This is a genomic window from Shewanella electrodiphila, assembly GCF_023283985.1.
GTDB lineage: Bacteria > Pseudomonadota > Gammaproteobacteria > Enterobacterales > Shewanellaceae > Shewanella > Shewanella electrodiphila.
This window is the reverse complement of record NZ_JAKIKU010000005.1, coordinates 255,016-280,627: the sequence shown is the minus strand read 5'-3', so window position 1 is coordinate 280,627 and position 25,612 is coordinate 255,016. Positions and strand designations below refer to the sequence as shown.

The window sequence follows — 25,612 nt, the reverse complement described above, 5'->3', positions numbered from 1 at the left end:
TGACCTTCTGGCTTCTTCATCAAATTAACCAACCAACTTCATCATATTCGCCAACAGGCTATCTGAGTGTTTACTTGTATAACTCAACAGGTTCCAAAGTTATCTTGTACTCATGTTTCAATTCGTCAAGCAAAAGCTGACTGAGCTTTGCTGCTGCGCGATACAAACCAGACGTACTGTGTTCATTAACTAGCTCAAGAAAACGTCCACTCCAAGGTAACAAGTGCATTTTTAACAGTGTTGCCGTTCGATTAGCTTCTGGGTGTTCACATAACGACTCATTGAAGTCATTTAAGCTACTATTATCCTCGGCCTCATCAAGTTCCATACAATGGATCAATGCCACCAGCATTAAACTAAAATGATCCACAGGTTCATTTTTCTCTAATGTAAAGTTTAATTGGTGTGTCTTACAAAATTCCATAAATGCCACTGTGGTTAGATCAAATAAACGATTTTGCTTATTGAGATACACTGAGCCCCATGGGTAAGCAGTCTTACCTTTTGGCTGAATAAATAGCCGGTTAAAATCCTGTTTTAACTCCACTAAAGGTTGTTCAATTGCCAGCCTTTTAATTTCACCTAACAAAATGAAAGCTCGTTCTTGCGAATTATTTCGATTTGTTATGAATAATGAAGTATTCAGTTCAGATATCGTTTCCTTTAAATCTTCATCAGGAATTCTATAAAAGATTTCAGCCAAAAGATTAAACATTAACGCCTTAGATTTAACGTTATCAGCATTAGTCATGTTATTTCCTTATTATTTACTTACCTTCATAGTATTTCAGGTTATTATTTATATCTGTGATACGTTCCAATTTATATAAAACAATTAGTACGATTTATTTAATACAGTGACTTAGATCATCATTCTATTTTCAATAACTCGTATGATGAAATGATTGCTATTAAACATGTTAGGTAGATTTATGTTAATAATGAGTTTTAAAGAAAGGTGGCGCGCAGCAGAGTTAGCTAGCGCGATAGAAAAAAGCTTAGTTAATGAATCTGTCTGGAAATCATCATCTAACCCAGCAAAGTCTGTTGATGACATAAGTAGAAAGCTAGCCAGCCTTGTTATTACTGACTTTAGACGAATTAACCCCTTACCTACTACGTTAACAGAAGCAGAGCTGTTAGGCGCATTCTTTTCTGGTTTCAGTATGCTAATCAATAAAAGCGTTAATCAACAAACCATGAATAAAATAGATTACTCTATCATTGCCTTAGCAAGGGAGTTTGCTTTAGATATTGATTTATCACATAACCAAGAGTTATTAGACCATGCAAGCTCTGTTATTCAAGTAGCAAATAACTGGGATAAGCATATAAAAAATATCAATCAACGTAGAAGTAGTCGCTTTAAGGTATAAACTAATACGAATTGATGACTAGTTATAACTTTATAGAAATGTAAATTATATAACAGCCAACCTCATTACAGTTTTCTAAATAACACTTGTCTGAACAAAAAATCCAGCATTAGCTGGATTTTTATTATCAATTTATTTAAGAACAGCCTAAAGTAATTATACTTTAGGCTGTTAATATCTTTGTGATACTAATTTCTTAATTTAATAAATACAGTAGTTGGTCCTGTACCTAAATCTTCATGGCCATCACCACTTAGACTTGCACCAGGTAAGCTTAATGCTTCAGATTGGTCCATAACATCGAGTACTTGCACAGGACAACCTTGAACACAGAAAGGCTTTTCTCCGGCATCAAGTCTGTCTTTACACATGTCACATTTTGAAAGAATGCCACGCTTAGCATCAATTTTAGGTGCATCGTATGGACATACTAAACTACACATGCCGCAACCAACACACAGAGTATCATCGATGTAAACAATACCATCTTCCCGCTTTTTCATTGCACCTTGAGGACATTTTGCCACACAAACAGGGTCTTCACAGTGATGACAAGATTGCGATAGAAAAACGGCAACCTCTCTACCTAAGTTATTAGTTTTCTCGCCTTGAGATACATCTCTTAGCGTTACAAATTCATTCGCATCTTTACCCGCTTGGCATGACACTGTACACGCTTCACAGCCAACACAGTTTTCTTGGCGAAATACAAAAACTTTTTGTTCAGTCATTAGAAAATTCCTTAATGATTATAATTACGCCAGTGCGATATCAACACGGGTTGCATGGAAAGTTGAACCATAGTTCATATCGGTTAAGTCACAGTTTGTTAGCTGGTTAACTGATGTGTTACTTCCGTTTTCATTAAGTTTTTTCCAAGCGTTTTTCCAAATAAATACTGTGCCCTTAGGTGTCATTTCTTCAACCCTTGCAACGTACTGAATTTGAACGTCCGCACTGCCATAGCGACTAGCAGTTACAATCACTTCATCACCGTCGCTAATGCCTTTAGCACCTGCATCTGACGGATGTACATAAACAGTGTGTTGTGGGAATGTGCCTGCAATGTACTTAACATTGGCCCATTGTGAGTTACTTAACTTAGCATGCGCTGGAGATAACAATCTGAATTCACGTGCTTTTTCAGCATCGGTCATTCCTTTATCGTCATACTCATTACTTTCTGGAGTGCCTGTATCGATGACAGGGTTGAATTTCTCAGAATCAAAATACTTATTACTGGTATCTTTAAATTCAATCTTGCCACTTGTTGTCGGGAAAACTAAATCTTTACGGTATGGGTAATCAACAATAGGGCTATCCCATTTTTGAACTAGAAGTTCGTCGTAACTAATATTACCTTTCCAAGTGTTTCGCAAGATGTCATCAATAGATTCATCAAACTCAACATCATCAAAGCCCATTGCTTTCGCTAATTCGTTAAAGATAACGGTATCTGGTTTTGAGTCATGCAATTGCATTATCGCTTTTGCACTATGCTTAGCGTAATAACATTGGTAACTATCGATTAAGTTAGACTGTTCCATGTAGCTAGATGTAGGTAATAAGTAATCTACATAATCCATAGTATCTGTTTGGAACAAATCAATACCGACTAAGAATAAGTCATCGCGCATTAGACCTTTTTCAATTAAATCAGTATTTGGTGCAATGGCCATAGGGTTACTAGAGTAAACAATCATCGCTTTGATTGGATCTGAAGGCTCACCATAAGAAATTGGACCAACTAAACCGTTTTCATGTTGATAATCTTCAGGTAACAAGAACTTACCGATTTCATTGATACTGACAGTGCCACGTTCAGCACCTTCTGGCGTCAAATGGCTTGCGCCGCTATAACCCCAATCAAATAAACCGCCTGACATAACATTCAAGTACACAACGCCTGCACCGACTTTACCAATATTGCCAGTCAAAGCTGCTATTGTTGGAATAGCTTTAACCATACGGCCGCCATTCAATGTACGTTGTATACCATAACCAATACGGATCATTGCACAATCTGCTTGTGCATATGCTCTGGCAAATTCTTGATATTCGCTTTTAGATACACCAGTTTCTAATTCAATTTCTTCATGAGTAAACTCAGCAAGACGTGCAACTAATGCATCATAATCTTGCGTGTTTGCAGCAATAAATGCTGTGTCATGAAGGTTTTCTTCAATGATAATTTTACTAATACCCACAACTAACGTCGCATCAGTACCAGGGGTTGGCTGTAACCAAATATCAGCTTGCGATGCTAATGGGGTACGAGCTGGGTTAACAACTAATACTTTCGCGCCGTTATCACGTGCTTCATTGATAAATTTAAGGTGATGAATATTGGTTGCTTGCTCATTGGTACCCCAAGAAACAAAGCATTTTGTATTCGCATAGTCTTCAGGGCTTGGGCCATTAAATTCACCCAATATCGAACTCATGCCAGAGTAGCCAGCGCTTGCACAAATATTGCGTTGCAAGTTACGACCTGCGATGCGGTTAAAAAATCGATTAGCACCTGTTCCTGCACTGATACCACTATAACCAGAATAAGAATAAGGAACGATTGCATTACCGCCATCTGTGTTGATAATTTCGTTTAAACGGCTTGCTATTTGAGCGTAAGCATCTTCCCATGAAATAGGTTCAAATGTTGCGCCAGGTCCACGAGGGCCTACACGCTTCATTGGTTGCTGGATACGATCTGGACTATAAACTGATTGGAGGTAAGAGTGACCTTTCACACAGGGTGTACCAGCAGTTACAGGGTGAGTTGTATCACCCGTAATTGATACTGCAACACCATCTTTTGTTGTAACCATAAGGCTACATCGATCACCACAGTTACGTGGACATGTCGTATGATAAACACCATCTGGAATACTTTCTTCAGGTGGCACTTCGATTGGTGGCTCAACTACTGGCGGTTCTTCAACAATGTCATCATCACTGCTATTAGAGCACCCCATGATACTGGCTGAAAATGCAAAAGCACTACTGCCCTTTATAAAACTGCGTCTGTTCATTGCCATGGTATTTCCTTTTTTTTATTCTCGAAAAAATCATAACAATCACAAAATCAACTACGTAAAAAAACATACAAAAAACACTAACAGTTCAAAGATTTAACAAAATCCAAGACTTCAACCGCAATAATCATTTACAAATTTGACAATGTAAATTTCTCAATTTTAATCACAAAGACGTTACTATCTCATACATGTTAGTAACACTCGTATCAGTCAACACCTCTACCCATCAACTCACTAACACACCTCCCCTGATACAACAATAAAAATCTTACATACTTATGTTTTTTAACAGTTATTTTTTTAGCAAACTGTACTCAAAGTAAATTGCTAAATTCGTATTTATTAATATAAATACTCATAATTTAAAAGGCGCTTATCTGAATACGTATGCAATAAATTGCAGCTGAATAATTAACAGCTCTACTATGGGTTAAGGAAATACAAATAATAAAATGGAGTCACAATGTTATTCGCTTCAAATAACAAGCAGCATTCAATTACATCAAACATCAACTGTAAGCGAGCTCTACTAACGACATTGAGCGCCCTAACACTCTTTGCAACCCATACTCATGTGCATGCCCAAACTGTAACCGTCAGCTCGCCTGATAAAAAAATTCTTGTCAGCCTTACTGATGATGGTGATAGACCAGAGTATAAAGTCAGCTTTAATGGCCAAGATGCAGTATTAAATTCACGTTTAGGTTTGGTATTTCAGTCTTTGGGGGAATTCGGCAGCGGTTTTGAAATTAAGTCATCTGATATTGAGTCATCCTCTACCCGTTGGCAGCAGCCCTGGGGCGAACGAGAATGGGTACTTGATCAGCACAATAAACTCACCACAACATTTTCAAATGGCACCTATGAGTTTACGCTTGAATTTAAAACCTTTGATGACGGTATTGGCTTTAGATATACCGTCCCTAAACAAGCCTCTCTCGCCGATGTTACATCGCTTAATATAATTAACGAGCTCACTGAATTTTCAGTACCTGATGCCCATAATGCAACAGCTTGGTGGATCCCTGGGCGTGGTTGGAACCGTTACGAATATTTATATAACACCACAAGTGTTAATAAGGTCGACCGCGCACATACACCATTCACATACAAACTAAAGAGTGGCACCCATTTAAGTATTCATGAAGCCGCCTTAACCGATTACGCAGCTATGGTGCTAGATCAACGCAGAGACGGCACATTAAAAGCTGATTTAACCCCATGGTCTGACGGTATATTAGTTAAAACAGCACCCGGATTTACCACCCCATGGCGTACGATTCAAATAGCCGATAAAGCGACAGGCTTGCTCAATTCAGATTTAATCCTCAACCTTAACGAGCCCAATAAACTCGGCGATGTCTCTTGGGTGCAACCAGGAAAATATGTTGGTATTTGGTGGGGCATGCATTTGAATGAAAACACTTGGGGATCGGGTGAAAAACATGGCGCAACCACCAGCGAGACTAAACGCTATATGGACTTTGCCGCCAAATATGGCTTTGATGGCGTGCTGGTCGAGGGTTGGAATATCGGTTGGGATGGTAGCTGGTTTCATAATGGCGATGTTTTCAGCTTTACTAAACCCTATGATGATTTTGATATCGACGCAGTAAGTGAATATGGCGCGAGCAAAAATGTGCGATTAATTGGTCACCATGAAACCTCTGGTTCAGTTACCAACTACCGTAACCAGATGAGCGACGCTTACGACCTGTATAAAAAGCACGATGTGACTCAAATTAAAACAGGTTACGTTGCTGATGGCGGTGATATTAAGCGTATCGACGAAAATGGTATAACTCGCCACGAATGGCACGATGGTCAGTTTATGGTGAACGAATACCTCCATAGCGTCACTGAGGCCGCTAAACGCGGGATCAGTATCAATACTCATGAACCAGTAAAAGATACCGGTCTTCGTCGAACCTATCCGAACTGGATTGCCAGAGAAGGTGCCCGTGGACAAGAGTTTAATGCTTGGGGCACACCGCCTAACAATCCAGAACATACCGCTATTTTGCCATATACCCGTATGTTGTCAGGCCCAATGGATTTCACTCCTGGTATTTTCGACTTAGCTCCTAAGGGCTTAGATGCAGTGAACCGCGTACAAACCACCCTTACAAAACAATTAGCCTTGTATGTGGTGTTATACAGCCCGATTCAAATGGCCGCTGATTTACCAAGAAATTATGTAGAAAGATTAGATGCATTTCAGTTTATTCAGGACGTACCTACGGATTGGAGTGAGAGTATCGCTGTAGCGGGAGAAATCGGTGATTATGTCGCCTTTGCCCGCAAAGACCGTGCATCAGAAGATTGGTATCTCGGTGCGCTGACAGACGAAAGTCCACGTAAAGTCGTCATTAAGCTCGATTTCTTAGGAGCAGATAAACAATATCAAGCGCAAATTTATCGTGATGGTGATAAAGCGAATTGGGAAGCCAATCCCTATGATTATGTGATTGAAACCAAGACTGTCACCGCAAAAGATGAATTGAGCTTATCACTTGCTAGCAGTGGCGGCACTGCGATTCGCTTCAAAGCTTTGTGATTTGGATTAGGCTCATGACTTACGTTTACATCGCTTGCTAGTTTACATCGCTGGCTAGGTTGCATCGTTAGTTAAACCCGTTATCAATGCTTTACTCGTTATATTGTTTAACGAACCAATTAATTTAACAATCTCCCCCAAAAGCCTGTTGTGCAATGTCTTCATTGCCTTCAGGTTTTTCTTCATTTACAGTGCCTTATATTTCATTCTTAAATACAATGCTAGCACCAACACTGCTGCCTATCTGTTACAAGTATGATCACTTTTCGTTGTGCATAAATGATGAATACGTATGTAATGAGTTGTGCCAAATTCCGCCTCAAGGCTAATATAAAACCTGCTAAATTTCTTCCTCTGCTTGTGGGGATGGATTGGGCTAGGTCGTTACTGACACATCACCTTCATCGGATTGTGTCAGGTTTTGAGTACCTTTGATAACTTCATTATCAACCGAAGATATCAATACGAGGTCTTTGGCGAATACCCGTCTAAGGGAGATGAGTATTCGCCATTTTTTTAACTATCGTTTTATCAGACGTATTAAGCACCTAGCGATAGCCACTAGTAAAATAAGAATTCAGCCTTGATGCTGAACGAGCCATTTAAAATGGAAGATAAAGGAATAATCATGTCTGTCGATAATAGTAACCAGCCTCAGGCTTCTACACAGATCCAGCGTCGTCAACAACCGGAATTAAGCTTCTGGCAAATTTTTAACATGTGCTTCGGATTTTTGGGGATCCAATTTGGTTTTGCGTTACAAAACGCCAACGTCAGTCGCATATTTCAAACCTTAGGCGCAGAAATAGACGAAATACCAATTCTATGGATTGCAGCTCCCCTTACGGGCCTTATTGTACAACCTATTATTGGGTACTTAAGTGATAATACATGGAATGGTCTTGGGCGACGTCGTCCTTACTTTCTCATCGGTGCAATCTGTACCACACTAGCCTTATTCATCATGCCGCACTCACCCGTACTTTGGGTTGCTGCTGGCATGCTATGGATTATGGATGCATCAATTAATATTGCTATGGAGCCCTTTCGAGCATTTGTAGGCGATAACCTGCCAAAAAGCCAACGCACACAAGGCTATGCAATGCAGAGTTTCTTTATCGGTATTGGTGCCGTTGTTGCTTCTGCCCTACCTTATATTTTAACCAACTTTTTTGACGTCGCGAATACTGCACCTGAAGGACAAATAGCCGACTCAGTTCGCTATGCATTTTACTTTGGTGGCGCGGTGCTATTTCTTGCTGTTGGCTGGACTGTAATCTCTTCAAAAGAATACTCACCTGAAGAAATCAGTGCTTTTCAAGCTCAAGATGAAGCCCAAAGCGGCAAAGAAACCTCAGACGAACAACGCTCGCGTACTGCTGGCCAGTATCAGTTTGCGGCGCTTTTATGGATGGCTGTTGGCGCTATCGCAACCGGCCTGGTCATGGGTTTTGACTTGGACAAACAACTGTATATTCTCACCATAGGTATTTTCACTTTTGGTCCACTTCAGCTGTACTGCTCAATGGCACTCAAAAAAGTGACGAGCACCAACATTGCAGAACGAGAGTCACTCGGAATGGTTTTTAATGTGGTAGATGATTTATTTCATATGCCCAAAGCCATGCACCAACTGGCGATTGTGCAATTTTTCTCTTGGTTTGCCCTATTTGCAATGTGGATTTATACCACCTCAGCCGTGACCTCATACCATTACGGCACATCAGATGTATTAACCAAAGCATACAATGATGGTGCAGATTGGGTTGGGATGTTATTTGCCTCTTATAACGGCTTTGCTGCATTAGCCGCGATTGCCATTCCCTTTTTAGCTAAAGCCGTCGGTATTCGTTTTGCTCACACCATTAACCTTACCTTAGGTGGGCTTGGTTTAATCAGCTTCTTCTTTATTACAGATCCGGCTTTGTTATGGATCCCAATGATTGGGGTTGGTATCGCGTGGGCATCAATTCTTTCAGTTCCTTATGCAATGTTATCGGGGATTTTACCACCGAAAAAAATGGGCGTATTCATGGGGATTTTTAACTTCTTTATTGTTATTCCCCAGCTACTTGCTGCCAGTGTATTAGGCGTGATTTTAAAAACCTTGTTTGACGGTCAGCCAATTTTCGCATTAATAACGGGTGGTGTATTTATGATTATTGCCGGTGTTGCAGTGCTATTTGTTGACCAACCTAGCAGTGATGTTTAATTAAACTCACGATACAAATTCAAAAAATCAGAAGTTAAATAGCTGAACTTGCTAGCAATAACGTTCGCTAATTACAAATAAGTTAATAACAGTTTGATAAAATAAAAATTTAATTTGGGGATAGTCATAAATGAAAACCGTATTACACAAGACTACACATAAAAAATCAGTCATCGCTCATGCAGTCAATGCTGCGGTCATAGGTGCATCAATCTTTGCGTTAACCGCATGCTCTGATACCAGTACTACCGACACAGGTACTAGCAAGGCTAAAGAATTAACCACGACAACAAACAGCATTGCACCTGGTGCACCTGGTATCGATCCAACTTGGGCATTCTCAGGTAAAACGGGTATTGGTACTTCTTATGAACCTTATGTCGATGGCCAATACCAAAGCAGTGCAGAAAACCCAGTCAGTAAAGTATGGTTCTCGTTAGCGCAAGGTATTTTAACTGAAACCATGTATGGCATGATCCATAATGCGCAGCTTAAAGAAATGCAATTCATCGTAACGGGTGAAGGTTTTGTTGATACAGAAAAAGAAGACACCATCAGTACCATTGAATATCTTCATCAAGATGAGCAAGGACGTCCACTTTCGTTAGCTTACAAAGTGACTAACAAAGCTAAAAATGGCCAATATCAAATAGAAAAGCACTTTTTTACTGATCCAAACCGCGACAGTATGATGATGAAAGTTATTTTTACCGCCTATGCAGATGGCATTACCCCCCACCTTTACGCTAACCCTCATATTGATAACAGCGGTGCAAATGACATTGCAGTCATTGAAGAACAAGCATTGGTTGCATTCACCGATAAGGCTGAGTCATCAGTGATGACGATTAAATCTAATGTTGCTTTCACCCAAGCGAGCGCTGGTTTTGTCGGCACATCTGATGGCTTAAGTGATTTAAAAGACAATGGAAAGTTAGATAGTCTGTATAGCAGTACTAGCGCCGATAAAGCTTCAGCGGGTAACATTGCCCTTACAGCGCAATATCCAACCCTCAATAAAGCTCAAGGCAGTAATACCCTTGAGATGAATGTAGCCATCGGTTTTGGCGCTGATAAGCAAAGCAGTTTAGCCAATACAGATGCAACATTAGCGACGGGTTATGACAAAGTCTTAAGCGCCTATTTGGGCGACGACAAACACACAGGTTGGAAAGATTATTTAGCCTCACTACCTGCAATTAATGCAATGAGCGCAAACACAACAGATGATGGACAACTTCTCTATACCAGCGCACTTGTACTAAAAGCCCAGGAAGATAAAACCCATGCAGGAGCTTTAATCGCTTCGCTATCAAACCCTTGGGGCGACTCAGTTTCGGCAAAAGTTGGTAGTACTGGTTATAAAGCTGTATGGCCACGTGATTTCTATCAATGCGCAATGGCATTTCTTGCGATGGGCGATACTGAAACACCAAAAGTAGCCTTTGAATACTTAAAAAAGGTTCAGGTCAGTCAACAAACACCTGAATACGTCGGTACCCCTGGTTGGTTCTTACAAAAAACCCATGTGGATGGCGAGATTGAATGGGTCGGAGTACAGCTAGACCAAACCGCCATGCCAATCATGTTGGGTTGGAAATTATGGCAAGCTGGCGTGTTAACCGATACCGAAATTACTCAGTGGTATCAAGAAATGTTAAAACCTGCGGCAGAGTTTTTAGTCACAGGCGGCAAAGTGAAACTCGACTGGAATGACACCGAAATTATCCCGCCAAGTACTCAACAAGAACGCTGGGAAGAACAAGCTGGGGTCTCACCTTCAACCACAGCGGCAGTTATTGCCGGGCTCGTTGCTGCGAGTGATTTAGGCAAACTTGCTAAAGATGGCGAAGCCGAAGAGTACTTAGCTATTGCTAAGAAACTTCAAGCCAGTCTTGAAAGTACCATGGTCACTAATAACGGTGAATTAGCGAAAGACAACAAACCTTATTACGTGCGTATTAGCCCAAATGGTAATCCGAATAATGACGACAAGCTACTGGATAACAATGGTAAGCCAGGGTTAGATCAGCGTACTATTTTGGATGGTGGTTTCTTAGAGTTAGTACGATATGGCGTTAAGAATGCTAACGACAGCGTCATTCAAAATAGTGTGATGCTAATTGATGACACTGAACTTGAGCATAACTTGCGAGTTAAGTATGAGTTTACCGCTAAAGATGGCAGCAAAATACCTGGTTATCGACGCTATGGTAATGATGGTTACGGTGAAGATATCACCACGGGTCTGAGTTATGCAGAGAAAGGCAATACCGAAGATCAACGTGGTCGTGTATGGCCTTTCTTTACTGGTGAACGCGGACATTATGAACTCGCATTAGCAAAATCTACCGACACCTTGACACCTGAAGTGCATCAGCAATTGATCAATACATACGTTCAAGGTATGGAAACCTTTGCTAATGAAGGATTAATGCTACCAGAACAAGCTTGGGATGGTGTGGGTAACCCAACACGATACAACTATGAAATGGGCCAAGGCACTAACTCGGCGACACCACTTGCTTGGACGCATGCTGAGTACGTTAAACTCGTACGTTCTATGACTGATAAAGCAGTTTGGGACTTCTACCCTGTAGTTGCAGAAAAACTAAACCAGTAACCTTGATGCTGTAATACGATGTAACTAGTCTTGTTAAGACGTCAGTAAAGGCCACTTTAAGTGGCCTTTTTTATGCTTTTCAAATGACATTGTATTAAGCACTTACACAGTTGTTTTTAACGCTATTGATATCAATACTAAAAATATTAACTAAATAACCCTACAAAAATTAATACTTAATCTAGAATTAACCTTAAGTGAATAATTTGTCTAAGGATCGGACTTTGAACAGCCTGCTCAATAACGTTAGAAAAAATAAAGGTTCTATCAAGTTGGCCATCCTTTTCATTAGCTGTGTCACCCTTTCACTAATACTCCTGCTATCACCCACAAAAGTGGCAATTCAAACTGAAGATAACCCCTTCAAAATTGGCGTTTCACAAACCCCACTCAGTGCGCCATTTATTATTGCTGAACACTTATCATTATTCGAAAAAGCAAACCTTGATGTTGAACTTATAGCGTGTTTTGGCGGCGTTGAGTGCAGTGAAGCGTTAATTAACGATCAAGTAGATTTTGCAACGGCTTCTGAATCTGTAGTGATGTTTAAAAGCTATCAAACCCATGACATCGCCTTATTAACCAGTTTTGTGCAGTCTTCAAACGATTTAAAGCTATTAACTCTTAATGAAAATTTAACGATTAAAGAAAGCGTATCAATCAGTACAGAGAGCAATAGCAATAGCAATAGCAATAGCAACAATAACCTTAGAAAAGTCGGCATCGTCAAAGGCAGTGCCAGTGAATATTATTTCGATACTTTATTGGTTGCTCAAGGAGGTAATAAGCGCGATATCGAAAAAGTCTACCTTTCACCAAAAGCGTTGGTCGATGCTTTAATCACCCGTCAAGTCGATGCTATTTCAATATGGGAGCCATACGGATATCAAGTAAAAATGCTGACCAATAATACGATAACCAATCTAGGCATTCAGGGGATTTATCAGCTCAGTTTTAACCTAATATCCAAAAAATCGTATTTTAGCCCATCGTCATCAACGAAAACAGCTCAAACTGCTGTCATCATTGATGTACTGGAACAAGCAATTCAATGGATTAATCAACACCCTGAGACTGCTATGGTGATAGTGGCCAAACACTTAGATGTTCCGCTAAATCAGATAAAATGGTCATGGAATGATTATATTTTTAGGTTGTCTATTGGCAACTCACTTTTGTCGAGTTTACAAACCCAATCCCACTGGGCTAAGCAACAGGGCTTAGTCAAAGGTAAAGAGCCAGAATTTCGTGATGTCATTTACAAACAGCCATTTGAACAAGCAAAAAGTTCCAAGGAAGTGTCATGGTAAAGTCCATTAATGGAAAACTGATTATTCTGCTCTGCATTAGTTTTATTTTTACCTTGTTGCTCAGTTTTTCATTTTTAAAAATCCACTCAGCTCAACATAAAACCACTGAGACGCTGCGCTATTTTTCAGATTTACAGGAGAATATAGATGCCTTACGTAGCCAGTTGTGGTTGTTTTCGCAACGGCAAGATCAAGCCAGTTTACAACAAGTCGTTTTATCTCATGAATCTTTATCTCAGTTGTTAATAACACAAAACATCTACACACAGAGTGTGTTTAACCTTCAAAAGTTAACTGACGATATGGGATCTTTGCTAACACAAGAGCAAGCCCTTTCATCACAATCTAGCACCTCAGAAAATAGCCATGTCACTCAAGCTCAGCAATTATTGCGCTACCGATATAATATATTGATTGAGAACATGTCAGAAGAAGTCGCTTATTTAAATCAAACAACTTTAGACAGTAATCAAATCGCAATTACATCTGTCATGTTGTACTCCTCCCTTGGGTTGATCTTAGCCGCAATTATAGTGTTGGCGATGAACTTCTCGATATACCAACGCTTTAAAATTGGTTTCAATAGAATGAAATTAGGGATTCATGCACTCTCAAAAGGAGAAATAAATCATAAAATACATGCTAAAAACTTAGATGAAGAGTTTCGCTTGCTCGCTTCATTTTTTAATCAGATGACCAAAAAGCTTGAAACCACTATGGTTTCAAAACAAGAATTAGAACAAGAAGTGAACAGACAAACCAGTGAACTGGAAAAGCAAAAACAACAACTGTTAGTGTTATCTGAAAAAGATCATTTAACGGGCTTAATGAATCGCAGAGCACTAGAAAGAGCTTTAGATAACGTGATTAATGATGCCCATATATCAGGTAGTAAAGTGGCATTATTTTTTCTCGATATCGATAACTTTAAAATTATTAACGATTCAATAGGTCACGATGCGGGTGATACGGTATTACAGCAAGTGGCTCAGCGCTTACAAGAATGTACCCGTAAAGCTGATATTGTTGGCCGCCTTGGCGGCGATGAATTTTTAGTCTGTTTAGGGACTATTGAAGATTTTGATCAAATCGGTCACAAAGCGCAATCAATTCTTGACTCAGTAAGCCAACCGATTGAGTTTAATGGTAATAAATTGTCAATTACGACAAGTATGGGAGTCAGTTATTTTCCTTTTCAAGCCAGATCAAGAGACAGTTTAATTAAGCGAGCAGACCAATACATGTACAAAGCAAAGCAGTTCAAAGGAAGCTGTTGTTATGACGGCCAAGAAGTCCTTGCTCAATCCAATATAAAGGCTCACGGCTGAGACTGTAAACTCAAGCCAAGCTTTTTATTAACTTCTGAGTTTTGTTATTGCAGTCATCGTCATGACTGCAATTGCCCCTGCTATTACGCCAAATATCGCATTTAACAGACTCGGCGTTAGCGCTGCTAGTAATCCACCTAAATAAGCTATGTCACTCACCAGGAGGGCAATATTGGTTATCTGAGCACTTATGGCATGAATGCCATGAGTGAGAATACCGCCCCCCACCATAAACATGGCAATCGTGCCCACAATCGTTAACCCTTTCATTAAATAAGGCGCTGAAGTTAGCAAACCAAAACCTATTTTATGCCAAACGGCAACCAGCGGCCCTTCACCTTTTCGTTGAGTTAGATAAAGTCCCAAGTCATCAATTTTGACGATACCCGCCACCAAACCATATACCCCAACAGTCATAATGATCGCAATCACGCTTAAGGTAAGAAACTGGCTTAACAAACTGCTTTGTGCGACTACACCTAAACTAATGGCAATAATCTCAGCAGATAAAACAAAATCCGTTCTGATTGCGCCTTTGACCTTTTTCTTCTCAAACGCCTTAATGTCTTGCTCAGACTTCTGGATAATTTCTTTTTCTGATATTTCGGACTTTTTATCTTTTCGGTGAACATAGGAGTGATAAATTTTCTCGAATCCTTCAAAACATAAAAAAAGCCCGCCAAACATCAACAAAGGCGTAATCGCCCACGGCATAAATGCACTAATTAATAAGGCTGCAGGTACAAGGATTAATTTATTCATGAATGAGCCTTTCGCTACAGCCCAAACAACCGGTAATTCACGTTCTGATGCAACACCTGATACTTGCTGAGCATTGAGGGCTAAATCATCACCTAACACCCCTGCAGTCTTTCTTGCAGCAATTTTACTCATAGCAGCAACATCATCTAATATTGCAGCGATATCATCCAACAACATTAGTAAACTTGCACCAGCCATATGCTTTCCTTGTTAACGGTTAATTATTATCATTTTGCTTCATTGCTTTGTACGCGTGTTAAAAGGCGTACTGCCATACTAAGCCTAAGGTATCAAAATCATTGCCGATGCGGGTTATTACACCTGTGCTCGCATACAATTTCATACTGTGATGACGATTAAATGCTAATGAATATGTTAATCCAAATCGTGAATTTTTTTGGTCATCATCAGCATCAATACCATTTTTACTGGTTTCACCACCGATGAAGTAATTGCCACTTAACGACAGCCATTGTCCACGTGCAATACTGTAAATAATATGCCCCTGAAAAGTATATTGGGCTTGCTTGCTAAGCTGCACTTGATTATAGAATTCATCATTATCACTGTATAAACGAATCGATGTCATTGCGCTGTAATACCAATCACCAACGCGATAAGACATTCCTATGCCTGGTCTAAAGACCCATTGGTTGGCTCCAGCATTGATTAACTTAGTTTCGTCATAAGTACCAATGGGAAGGCTAACTTGTAAACTGGTACCGATGACTAAGCCTTGCTGATACTTTGCAAATTCTTTTGCTTCAACCGCTGGAGCACCGTAAAAATTCCATGTTAACCTCACTTTAGGATCGCCATAGCCACAACGATCAGCTGTCACAATTTCATTTTGATAATCAGCAGACCCTTTCATGCAGATACGCGATAATGACATATCAAATTTTGAAGAATTGTCTGCTAAGCCAAATGAATGGGCATAACCTAACACTGCTGCATCCAATGTTAGATGAGCATCTTTTAAAGGAACAGATGGAGATGGAGACAATGCACCTTCAGAGTGCAGATAGCCTGCTGCCATAAAATGCATGTCGATCGGGATATTGGTATAACTGCGAGGCTCTAAATCTTGCGATTTAACTTGAAAGGAAATGAGGCTTAATAGGATAAACGCTATCAATAATTTAGTTTTGTATACGAGACGGTTTAAACCAAGATACATCGATAAATGAAGGTGTAAAATGTTAACTCTATTTGGGCGTATAGTATCTTGATTCAAAGCATTATCCATAATGACTAAGGTTAACTCTCATTACAAAGTAGTCATGAAGTTAAGGTTATTTAACTGGATAAACCATCACTTCATATCGATGCAAACAAAGCCGTCACTTTTAAAGGTAATCGGCTTTATATATTGGCATGACCATGTAAATCCAATTAATAGATATCAATTTATTACAACAGAAAATCTAATTGTCTGCCTCTGGGTTGCTGCCGCAAGAATGTCTTACAACCATATTGGTAGGTATCAGCTGTGGCCCCACTTCTTTTCCGCGTATGAGCTTTAATAAACTTTCAACTAAAATTTCACCAGCAAGTTTAGTATTTTGCTTAACCGTGGTGAGAGATGGATTAGCAAAGCTTGCGACTGGGATGTCATCATAACCTACGACAGCAATATCTTCTGGCACTCTAACACCGCGTTTTTTAAGGGCACGAATTGCTCCAATAGCAATCAAGTCACTAGCAGCGAAGATAGAGTCAAACTCATGGCCACTATCCAATAATTTCATTGCAGCATCAAAGCCTGACCTTTCGGTACTGATAGCATCAAACTGACATTTTTTATTCAGTTTAATACCCACTTTTTTCAACACCTCTGCATGACCTAAATAGCGGTCTCGAAATTCAGGGCTGTGTTCAGATGCATCGCCTAAAAAAGCAATTTTATTCAATCCAAGCGATATAATATGTTCAGTGGCTATCACGCCGCCTTGATGGTTGTCACAACCAATGGAGAGCACTTCTTTATTGTTATGCTCAGCGCCCCAAATGATGAAGTGGGTATTTTGCTCTAATAATTTTTGTAGCTTATGTTCATAATCTACATAGTCACCGTAGCCCAGTAATATGATGCCATCGGCCTTATTACTATCCTCATAGTCAGCATGCCAATCACTGGATAGTTGCTGAAAAGAAACCAATAAGTCATAACCCTGCTGAGCGGTTGCTCTGGTTATCGAGCCAAGCATAGACAGGAAAAATGGGTTAATTAATGATTCATCATTAGTGGGATCTTCACAGATCAACAACGCCAAAGTGTGGCTATTTTGAGTCCGTAAATTACTGGCGTTTTTATCGACTTTATAATTGAGTTCTTTGGCAATGGCTTGAATTCGTTGCCTGGTTTCGAGGTTAACTAAGGGACTATTTCTCAATGCGCGAGAAACCGTCGATTGCGAAACACCGGCTCGGTAAGCGATGTCGATGGAAGTAGCTTTAGATGTCATATTAGCATCAGGCCTTTTTATAGTTATTTTAGGTACTCACACCTTGTTTATACCTAAAATAACGACAGTTTTCACCGTTTTAATTTATAAACCTAACTCATTCAATAAATCATCAGCATCGTCTGCCACTATGACTGGCGCATCTTTTTTAGTCGCCGTTTTAGATTGATTGTTACTGCCATGTGCTTCAATCAATGAATCAGGATCAAATTCTTCATCTAATTCAAACTCTTTCAGCATAATGAATTCTGTTTTATCCATGGCAAACTCTAGATAAAATATATGATTATCAGCTGTTTTAAATGACACTCTTCTTGATACTGCTTCATCTAAATTAGTATCAATCGATATCGTTAACTCTTTATTGATAGTTAACATTTTTGGCTGACTTTGGCTGATTGATGTTTGTAATTCTTTTGAAATTGTTTTGATGAAATCACCCAGTATTTGATTCATCAACTCACCCATCACGTTTCCAACATCATCAGATGTGTGTGAAAAAGCGAGCTCAGATTCAGGCATTCCCATGTTAATCATGTATCTGCGATAAATCTCTATGGCGGCTTCTTTTGAAAAATTGATAACCACTAAGCCAGAAAAACCACCGTCAAATATCGAAAAGCAACCTAAGTCAGGCTTTAAACAAGTACGAGTAATATTCTGCACCATACCAGCATGGGTCACTTGGCTGTCACTGGTGCTTGAAAGAACGTGGGAAACGGAATGACATAACTTGAGTAGGATGTCATCTGTTGTAACAATTTGGACTGAATTCATAACAATATATTACCTAGTTTTACTTTTCCTTCATTCTGAGCCTTATCGAATAATAAATCAAAGCCAAAACAACTCATTAGCAAAAATAAAAAACACACATAACATACTTCGCATTAACAGTTTGATAGTTAAGCTTTTCTAAAGTTGGTCATAGTGCTTGAAAACACTCACTATATGTATCATTTTGTAAATTTATATCAGCTGATCACACTTCTACTAATAAGATGTTCTTTCTAGAACTAAAACTGTCTATATTTGCAAAATACATTGCTGAAAAATTTTAAAGAGTACCTATGATCGCCTTCCTCAGACAATTAACTATCTTGAAACGTCTCATCATAATGTTAGCGCTCGCGGCAATAGGAACCGTATGTTTTGCCAGTTTTTCTATTAATGAACAGTACAACAACCTCATCAATCAAAAGAAGGTTCAAATTGAAGCGCAAGTGTCCACCGCGACTTCCCTTCTCAATGCATTAACCCGCCAAAGTAATCAACAAACTGATGCAGAAGAAATAAAACAACAAGCCTTATCAGTAATAGCAGATTTACGTTATGGCACGAATGAATCTTACACTGTTGTTGACCAAAATAACGTCATTATCAGTTTTCCTGAAAATACCATGTTAGAAGGACGTTCATCTGACAGTTATATTGCTGCTGACGGAACGAAGCCTTTGATAGAGCTTGTCAGTAATGCTAGAAGAATGACCAAAGGCCAATCTGAATACCAAGGCAATTTATCATCAACGAATAGTGTAGAAACGATTTTAGCGGGTTCGGAATACTACCCTGAATGGGGTTGGACTATTATTGCGCATGGCAGTTCCAGTGATGTCATAGACAGCATGGGCAGTGTAGTGATTAATTACCTGATCATCATGATGCTGATTTCTATTCCTATCTTTGGCTTTTTTGTACTACTGAATATTTCTATCACATCGCCGATTAACGCTGCTATTGCAGCAATGGAAGACATCGCAAAAGGCGAAGGCGATTTATCTAAACGTTTAGATAATAGTGGAAAAGATGAAGTGGCCAAAATGGCTGATGCCTTTAATGATTTTGTGATTAAAATTTCCGCTGTAGTATCAGAACTAAAACCATTAGGCAAAGAACTTGATACCGATGCGCAGCAGCTTTTAGTCGCCGTTGAAGAGTCAAATCAAAGCGCAGAATTAATCCACAGTGAAACCCAAAGTGTTGCCACAGCAGTAAATCAAATGCTTGCAACAACCCATGATATGGCGCAAAACACTTATCAAGCAGCTGATGGCGCCAACAATGTGAAACAGCAAGCTCAGCAGTCACATGCCTTTATGCAAGAAACCGTACACGAAACGGATTTATTAGTCACTGAGCTAAAAAATGCAGAAAATGTCACCCATGACTTAGGCAAATCATCAGTTGAAATCAGTTCAATCTTAGACACCATTGGCGGAATTGCTGATCAAACCAACTTACTGGCGTTGAACGCAGCAATTGAAGCGGCACGTGCTGGAGAATATGGCCGCGGGTTCGCAGTTGTTGCTGATGAAGTTAGGGCCCTTGCCACTCGCACACAGGCTTCAACCAATGAGATCAATAAAATCATTACTAATATTCACGATGGCGTTGAACTCGTGATTAAGAGCAACACTGAAACCCAAGAACAATCTATTCAGTTACAAACTAAAGCGATTCGGTCACAAGAAGCGATGACTGAAATTTTAGCCGTCATTGCTAATATCAGTGACATGAATACCCAGCTGGCGAGTGCAACAGAAGAACAGTCTCAAGTTACCGAAGAAATCAACCGCAATATCACCACTATTTCTGAATTAACTGAAATTGCAGTCAGAACTAACGAAACGAACTCTGAAGCAGCGCAATCACTACAAACCATTAGCCAGAGCGTTACTGAAAATTTAAGCCAATTCAAAACTAACTAATCTTACCTCTCTAATTTTGTTCAGCTTTTATGCGTGAGTGATTTTGCTCACGCATACTTCTTCGCTAGATGAATCATATTTAACTTCCAAAGCTCAGTAATAACATAAACTCACTGTTAGCAATCCATGGTTTACGGTATTATTCTGACTATTATTTATGAACGAGTTAGCTTAGATGTACGAAAAAACCGTTACCATTATTGCACCCCACGGAATCCACACCCGCCCAGCAGCTTTATTAGTCAAAGCCGCAAAAAACTTTGACTGCGACGTCATTGTCGAATGTAATGGTAAACAAGCAAGTGCCAAAAGTTTGTTTAAATTACAAACATTAGGGTTATATCAAGGTCAATCTGTTAAGATATTTGCTGACGGAGAACAGGCTGAAAAAGCAGTAGAAACTGTCTCTGAATTACTTATCACACTTAGCTAACAGGAAGGCTTATGGCAGTAACAGGTATTGTTGTCTCCCCCGGAATTGCATTCGGTCAAGCAGTTCATATTAACCTGCATAACCAAACGGTAGATTACCGTTTACTTCCTGTTGCCGACATTGCTAAAGAGTGTGAAAAAGCCACGAAAGCCATTCGCTTTCTAACCAGTCATTTGAGCCATTGCCAAACACAGATAGAACCCGATAGTGAGCATTTTCATTTAATTGATGCTGATATCATGCTGCTCGAAGATGATGATTTAGCTGAGCAGCTCAAAAATTATATTACCCGTTTTAGATTTTCTGCGGTCGTTTCAGTTGAACGAATTTTTGCTCAGCATGCAGAAGAGTTAGCCCAACTCGACGATCCTTACATGGCTAATCGAAGCAATGACGTGCTTTGTTTAGGCAAGCGACTAATGTCAGCCGTTAACGGCACCTTGCAATGGGATGTATCAAAGCTTACCGACAACAGTATTTTACTGGCTGAAGACATTACACCTGCTGAATTTGCTACCATTCCGTTAAATAAAATTAAAGGTATCGTGCTTCAAACGGGTGGGTTAACCAGTCACACTGCCATTTTAGCCAAAGCGGCAGGCATACCTGCTTTACTCAGTTGTCAGTTCAATACTCATGATATTTTAGATGGTAGCCCGTTAATTCTCGATGCGATTAGTGGTGAGCTTCATATCAATCCAGCGCCTGATACTCAGCAGCTTCTACAGCAGAAATCAGAGCAGGAATCAAAACGACGTGATGCATTATTACAATACGTCGATAAACCCAGTGTTACCCGTGATGGACACCCTGTTTGTTTACTTGCCAATGTCAGTAGCATGAATGACATTACCCAAATTGAGCACAGCGGCGCAGCGGGCATTGGACTGTTCAGAACTGAGTTTCTATTGATGCAAGTTGATTCTGTTCCCAATGAAAAACAACAATATCAACAATATTGTGATGCATTACATAGCCTCAATGGAAAAGTCCTCACTATTCGTACGTTTGATATCGGCGCAGATAAAGAAATTCCTTGCTTGAGTCAGCAATATGAAGATAACCCAGCGTTGGGCGTTCGTGGGATCCGCTACAGCCTTCAACATCAAACGTTATTTACCACACAAATTAAAGCTGTACTGCGCGCCGCAAACCATGGTCGAATCCGTTTGTTATTTCCAATGGTGAACCAAATAGAAGAGCTAGAACAAGCTTTTGAACTCATTGATTGGTGTAAGCAACAACTTGTAGAAGAAGAAAAAGGCTTTGGAGAGCTCAATGTTGGTATCATGGTTGAAACACCAGCAGCGGTTCTTAACTTACCTCACCTTTTACCTAAGTTAGACTTTATTAGTATTGGTAGTAATGACTTAACTCAATATACCTTAGCCGCTGACAGGGGAAATCCTGAACTTGTAAAAGATTACCCTCCTGTCTCTCCTGCAATGATCCGCTTGATAAAGATGGCCGTTGATACCTGTAAAATTCATCAAATCAAAGTGTGTTTGTGTGGGGAATTAGCCAGTGATACGAAACTAATTAGCTTATTGGTCGGTCTAGGAATTGATGAGCTAAGTGTAAACACCGCAAGCTTATTAGACGTTAAGGCCACTATCTGTAATGGCCAATATCAGCAATTTTACCGACAAGCACAGCAAGCTTTAGGCTTTAGTCACATAGAACAATTAAACCAGTTATTCAGTTAATTTGACTTTATTTAGTATTTTTCAATATTTATTGTTTATAAAAAAATCAGACAACACTAGAATAAAACCATAAAAACATTATAAAAAGAGGCTATATCTCATGGGATTTTTAAGCCGTATACGCCGACTTATTTCAGGACAACCCGCTTTAACTGGCGGTATCGAAATTTATGCTCCTGTTTCTGGCGACCTAGTAGAAATTGAACAAGTCCCCGACGTTGTTTTCGCAGAAAAGATTGTCGGTGATGGATTAGCTATCAACCCAACAGGCAAGCTGGTTTTAGCGCCAATTGATGGCACCATAGGAAAAATATTTGAAACCAATCATGCATTCAGTATTGAGTCTCATCAAGGGCTAGAGCTGTTTGTTCATTTTGGTGTGGGTACGGTTGAACTTCGTGGTAACGGTTTTAAACGTTTGGCCGAAGAAGGACAGCAAGTGAAAGTGGGCGATCCAATTTTGCAATTTGACTTAGACTACTTAACCGATCAAGTTGAGAGTTTGTTGACCCCTGTAGTACTGGCCAATATGGAAGATGTGCAATACCTAGTAAAAGCACAAGGACAAGTCACTGCAGGTAAAGATGTCATCTTTACTGTAGAGCTTTAACTAACAAAGAGTTATGTAACCAATATAAGTAAAAAGCTTTATAAAATAAGCGTAAAAAATTTAGCAAAACCTTACAATTTTCAATGGGATTTAAGTCAACTGTAAACAAGTAATGATTAAAACAGAGTTGGTTAAATCACAATAACAAGATCCAAGGAAATAAGACCACAATGAGTAATAGCGTTATTTATGGCATTAAAAACTGCGATACCGTTCGAAAAGCACGTAAATGGTTAGAAGCTGATGAGCAAGCTTTCACATTTCATGATTTTCGTGAACAAGGAATCAACGCTGACATCATTAATCAATGGTTTGAACTTGCAGACTGGGAATTGCTTTTTAACAAACGCAGCACCAGTTTTAGAAATCTAACCGATGCTCAAAAAGCTGATATTACCAAAGAAAAAGCATTGCAATTAATGGTGGAGTTTCCAACATTAATCAAACGTCCTGTGCTTGTTCAAGACAATCAAATTCTTATTGGCTTTAAAGCTGCCGATTACCAAGCGTGGTTTAAGTAATGACACAAGAAGTATTAGCGCTCACAAAAGATTTACTTTCTCGTCCATCAGTCACTCCACTTGATGAGGGCTGTCAAAAACTGATGGCTGACAGACTGGCAACCGCAGGGTTTAACATTGAATCAATGGTGTTTGATGACACCACTAATATGTGGGCAAGACGCGGCACTGAAAGCCCAGTATTTTGTTTTGCTGGCCACACCGATGTTGTGCCAACGGGCGACTTAAGCAAGTGGCATACTCCGCCATTTGAACCTACCGTCATTGATGATTATATTCATGGTCGCGGTGCAGCTGATATGAAAGGTTCTTTAGCAGCGATGGTCGTTGCGACCGAACGCTTTGTAGCTAAGCATCCAGACCATAAAGGCTCAATTGCATTTCTTATCACCAGTGATGAAGAAGGACCATTTATTAATGGTACAACGCGAGTCATTGACACGCTCGAGGCCCGTAATGAAAAAATCACTTGGTCATTAGTCGGTGAGCCTTCATCAACTCATAAACTGGGTGATGTGGTTAAAAATGGCCGACGTGGTAGTTTAACAGGGAATTTAACGGTTAAAGGGATCCAAGGCCATGTTGCCTATCCGCACCTAGCTGATAACCCTATCCACAAAGCCTCTCCTGCTTTAGCAGAGCTTGCTCAAATGCATTGGGATAATGGTAACGAGTTTTTTCCACCAACCAGCTTTCAAATTGCTAATATCAATGGCGGCACTGGCGCATCAAATGTGATCCCTGGTGATTTACAGGTGATGTTTAACTTCAGATATTCAACTGAAGTGACTGCAGATGAGCTAATAAAACGCGTCCTTAATATTCTTGATGCCCATGGTTTAGATTATGATATTGATTGGGTATTTAATGGCTTGCCGTTTCTAACTGGAGATGGGCCTTTATTAGAGGCGACAAAAGCCGCTATTTTAGATGTCACCGGATATGAAACTGACCCGCAAACTTCAGGTGGTACATCTGATGGGCGTTTTATCGCGCCAACCGGTGCACAAGTGATTGAGCTTGGCCCAGTCAATGCCACTATTCATAAAATAAATGAGTGTGTGAAAATCTCTGATTTAGAAATTCTAGCCTTATGCTATGAATCTATATTGGAAAAGCTACTTTGCGAGTAACTCGTCAAATAGAGCAATTATCTAAGTCTCAACTGACTGAAATAGCTCATCCAGCCCTTTATGGGTTGGATGAGACTCACCTTGTACCATTTGAACAGTTTTTACTGACCTCAGCGACTGCTACAGCGTTTAAAAATATGCAGCAACAAGCGCAAAGTGACGGTATTAATATTCAAATTTGTTCTGCTTATCGTAACTTTGAACGTCAAATGGCCATTTGGGATGGTAAGGCACAAGGAAAGCGGCCGTTACTTGATATCAATAATATCCCTGTAGATTCTGCCAATTTAACCGATGAGCAATTAGTGGATGCAATATTATGTTGGTCTGCTCTTCCAGGTGCATCACGGCATCATTGGGGAACCGATATCGATGTATTTGATGCCAATAACATCAGTAAAGCAGAGCTACAGTTAGTCACTGCAGAGTACATAGACAATGGTCCATGCGCCTTATTAGCCCAGTGGTTAGTTGATAACGCTGCCCGCTTCGGTTTCTACTTACCTTATCAGCCTGACCAAAGTGGTGTTAGCCCTGAGGCTTGGCATATCAGTTACTATCCTGAGTCTTCGTTGTTTTTATCACAATATCGAGCCGAATCATTAAGACTTCTCTTGTCACAGGCTGAAATCACTTTACAATCAGCCCTACTTAAACAACTCGACAAATTAGTCGAGCATTATGTTTTTTATGTCGCAAGCGCGCCCAAATCAAGTAACAAGTACTCAAATAACCTTCTAGAGAAACCTAATCTGTAATAGATAGTAGATTCGCATTCAAAATAATAACGGTTATTTATCATAAGCACTTTGACTCAATCAGTTTTACGA

20 protein-coding genes are annotated in these 25,612 nt (G+C 39.8%); 13 read left to right on the top strand and 7 right to left on the bottom strand.

Annotated elements, in window-relative coordinates; translation table 11 throughout:
• Positions 1-70: 70 nt before the first annotated feature.
• The gene (locus L2737_RS11685; protein WP_248955812.1) at positions 71-751 is read right to left on the bottom strand and encodes a TorD/DmsD family molecular chaperone; all 681 of its coding nucleotides are present in this window, start codon (positions 749-751) and stop codon (positions 71-73) included.
• Positions 752-932: 181 nt separating this feature from the next.
• Between L2737_RS11685 and L2737_RS11680 the strand changes: the two genes are divergently transcribed.
• Complete coding sequence (locus L2737_RS11680; RefSeq protein WP_248955811.1) at positions 933-1,376, top strand: hypothetical protein; 444 nt, start codon at positions 933-935, stop codon at positions 1,374-1,376.
• Between the two features lie 188 nt (positions 1,377-1,564).
• Here the strand turns inward: L2737_RS11680 and L2737_RS11675 are convergent, their stop codons facing one another.
• Both L2737_RS11675 and L2737_RS11670 read right to left on the bottom strand, forming a co-directional pair.
• A complete protein-coding gene (locus tag L2737_RS11675; protein WP_248955810.1) occupies positions 1,565-2,107 on the bottom strand; it encodes a 4Fe-4S dicluster domain-containing protein in 543 nt (180 codons plus the stop codon).
• A 24-nt stretch (positions 2,108-2,131) separates the two neighbouring features.
• Positions 2,132-4,411, bottom strand: coding sequence for a molybdopterin-containing oxidoreductase family protein (locus L2737_RS11670; RefSeq protein WP_248955809.1), 2,280 nt, complete (start codon positions 4,409-4,411; stop codon positions 2,132-2,134).
• Positions 4,412-4,874: 463 nt separating this feature from the next.
• Here L2737_RS11670 and L2737_RS11665 point away from each other — a divergent pair, with 463 nt between their 5' ends.
• The 5 genes from L2737_RS11665 to L2737_RS11645 all read left to right on the top strand — a co-directional run bounded on the left by L2737_RS11665 (position 4,875) and on the right by L2737_RS11645 (position 14,441).
• Positions 4,875-6,968, top strand: a complete 2,094-nt coding sequence (locus L2737_RS11665) for a glycoside hydrolase family 97 protein (protein WP_248955808.1) — start codon at positions 4,875-4,877, stop codon at positions 6,966-6,968.
• Between the two features lie 628 nt (positions 6,969-7,596).
• Entirely contained in the window at positions 7,597-9,180 is a 1,584-nt protein-coding gene (locus L2737_RS11660) for an MFS transporter (RefSeq protein WP_248955807.1), read from the top strand.
• 130 nt (positions 9,181-9,310) lie between these two features.
• A complete protein-coding gene (locus tag L2737_RS11655) occupies positions 9,311-11,803 on the top strand; it encodes a glucan 1,4-alpha-glucosidase (RefSeq protein WP_248955806.1) in 2,493 nt (830 codons plus the stop codon).
• A gap of 224 nt (positions 11,804-12,027) precedes the next feature.
• Positions 12,028-13,113, top strand: a complete 1,086-nt coding sequence (locus tag L2737_RS11650; RefSeq protein WP_248955805.1) for an ABC transporter substrate-binding protein — start codon at positions 12,028-12,030, stop codon at positions 13,111-13,113.
• Complete coding sequence (locus L2737_RS11645; RefSeq protein ID WP_248955804.1) at positions 13,107-14,441, top strand: GGDEF domain-containing protein; 1,335 nt, start codon at positions 13,107-13,109, stop codon at positions 14,439-14,441. The genes L2737_RS11650 and L2737_RS11645 overlap by 7 nt, the downstream gene beginning before the upstream one ends.
• 27 nt (positions 14,442-14,468) lie before the next feature.
• Here the strand turns inward: L2737_RS11645 and L2737_RS11640 are convergent, their stop codons facing one another.
• From L2737_RS11640 to L2737_RS11625, 4 genes are all read right to left on the bottom strand, one after another.
• Positions 14,469-15,401, bottom strand: coding sequence for a DUF808 domain-containing protein (locus L2737_RS11640; protein ID WP_248955803.1), 933 nt, complete (start codon positions 15,399-15,401; stop codon positions 14,469-14,471).
• A 58-nt stretch (positions 15,402-15,459) separates the two neighbouring features.
• Positions 15,460-16,440 (bottom strand): transporter, encoded by a 981-nt coding sequence (locus L2737_RS11635; RefSeq protein ID WP_248955802.1) that lies wholly within the window; start codon positions 16,438-16,440, stop codon positions 15,460-15,462.
• Positions 16,441-16,630: 190 nt separating this feature from the next.
• On the bottom strand, positions 16,631-17,671 hold the full coding sequence (locus tag L2737_RS11630; RefSeq protein WP_248955801.1) for a LacI family DNA-binding transcriptional regulator: 1,041 nt from the start codon (positions 17,669-17,671) through the stop codon (positions 16,631-16,633).
• A gap of 84 nt (positions 17,672-17,755) precedes the next feature.
• Positions 17,756-18,448 carry a DUF3334 family protein gene (locus L2737_RS11625; RefSeq protein WP_102526214.1) on the bottom strand — a complete coding sequence of 231 codons (693 nt, stop codon included), beginning with the start codon at positions 18,446-18,448 and terminating at the stop codon, positions 17,756-17,758.
• Between the two features lie 293 nt (positions 18,449-18,741).
• Between L2737_RS11625 and L2737_RS11620 the strand changes: the two genes are divergently transcribed.
• The 7 genes from L2737_RS11620 (at position 18,742) to L2737_RS11590 (ending at position 25,540) form a co-directional block, all read left to right on the top strand.
• Positions 18,742-20,379, top strand: a complete 1,638-nt coding sequence (locus L2737_RS11620) for a methyl-accepting chemotaxis protein (RefSeq protein ID WP_248955800.1) — start codon at positions 18,742-18,744, stop codon at positions 20,377-20,379.
• Between the two features lie 175 nt (positions 20,380-20,554).
• The gene (locus L2737_RS11615; protein ID WP_248955799.1) at positions 20,555-20,812 is read left to right on the top strand and encodes an HPr family phosphocarrier protein; all 258 of its coding nucleotides are present in this window, start codon (positions 20,555-20,557) and stop codon (positions 20,810-20,812) included.
• Between the two features lie 11 nt (positions 20,813-20,823).
• Entirely contained in the window at positions 20,824-22,518 is a 1,695-nt protein-coding gene (gene ptsP / locus L2737_RS11610; protein WP_229369563.1) for a phosphoenolpyruvate--protein phosphotransferase, read from the top strand.
• 100 nt (positions 22,519-22,618) lie between these two features.
• Positions 22,619-23,128 (top strand): PTS glucose transporter subunit IIA, encoded by a 510-nt coding sequence (gene crr, locus L2737_RS11605; protein WP_248955798.1) that lies wholly within the window; start codon positions 22,619-22,621, stop codon positions 23,126-23,128.
• 170 nt (positions 23,129-23,298) lie between these two features.
• Positions 23,299-23,649 (top strand): arsenate reductase, encoded by a 351-nt coding sequence (locus tag L2737_RS11600; RefSeq protein WP_248955797.1) that lies wholly within the window; start codon positions 23,299-23,301, stop codon positions 23,647-23,649.
• Complete coding sequence (gene dapE, locus L2737_RS11595) at positions 23,649-24,782, top strand: succinyl-diaminopimelate desuccinylase (RefSeq protein ID WP_102526220.1); 1,134 nt, start codon at positions 23,649-23,651, stop codon at positions 24,780-24,782. The genes L2737_RS11600 and dapE overlap by 1 nt, the downstream gene beginning before the upstream one ends.
• The gene (locus tag L2737_RS11590) at positions 24,773-25,540 is read left to right on the top strand and encodes a M15 family metallopeptidase (protein WP_248955796.1); all 768 of its coding nucleotides are present in this window, start codon (positions 24,773-24,775) and stop codon (positions 25,538-25,540) included. Before dapE ends, L2737_RS11590 begins: the two co-directional genes overlap by 10 nt.
• The last annotated feature ends 72 nt before the right edge of the window (positions 25,541-25,612 follow it).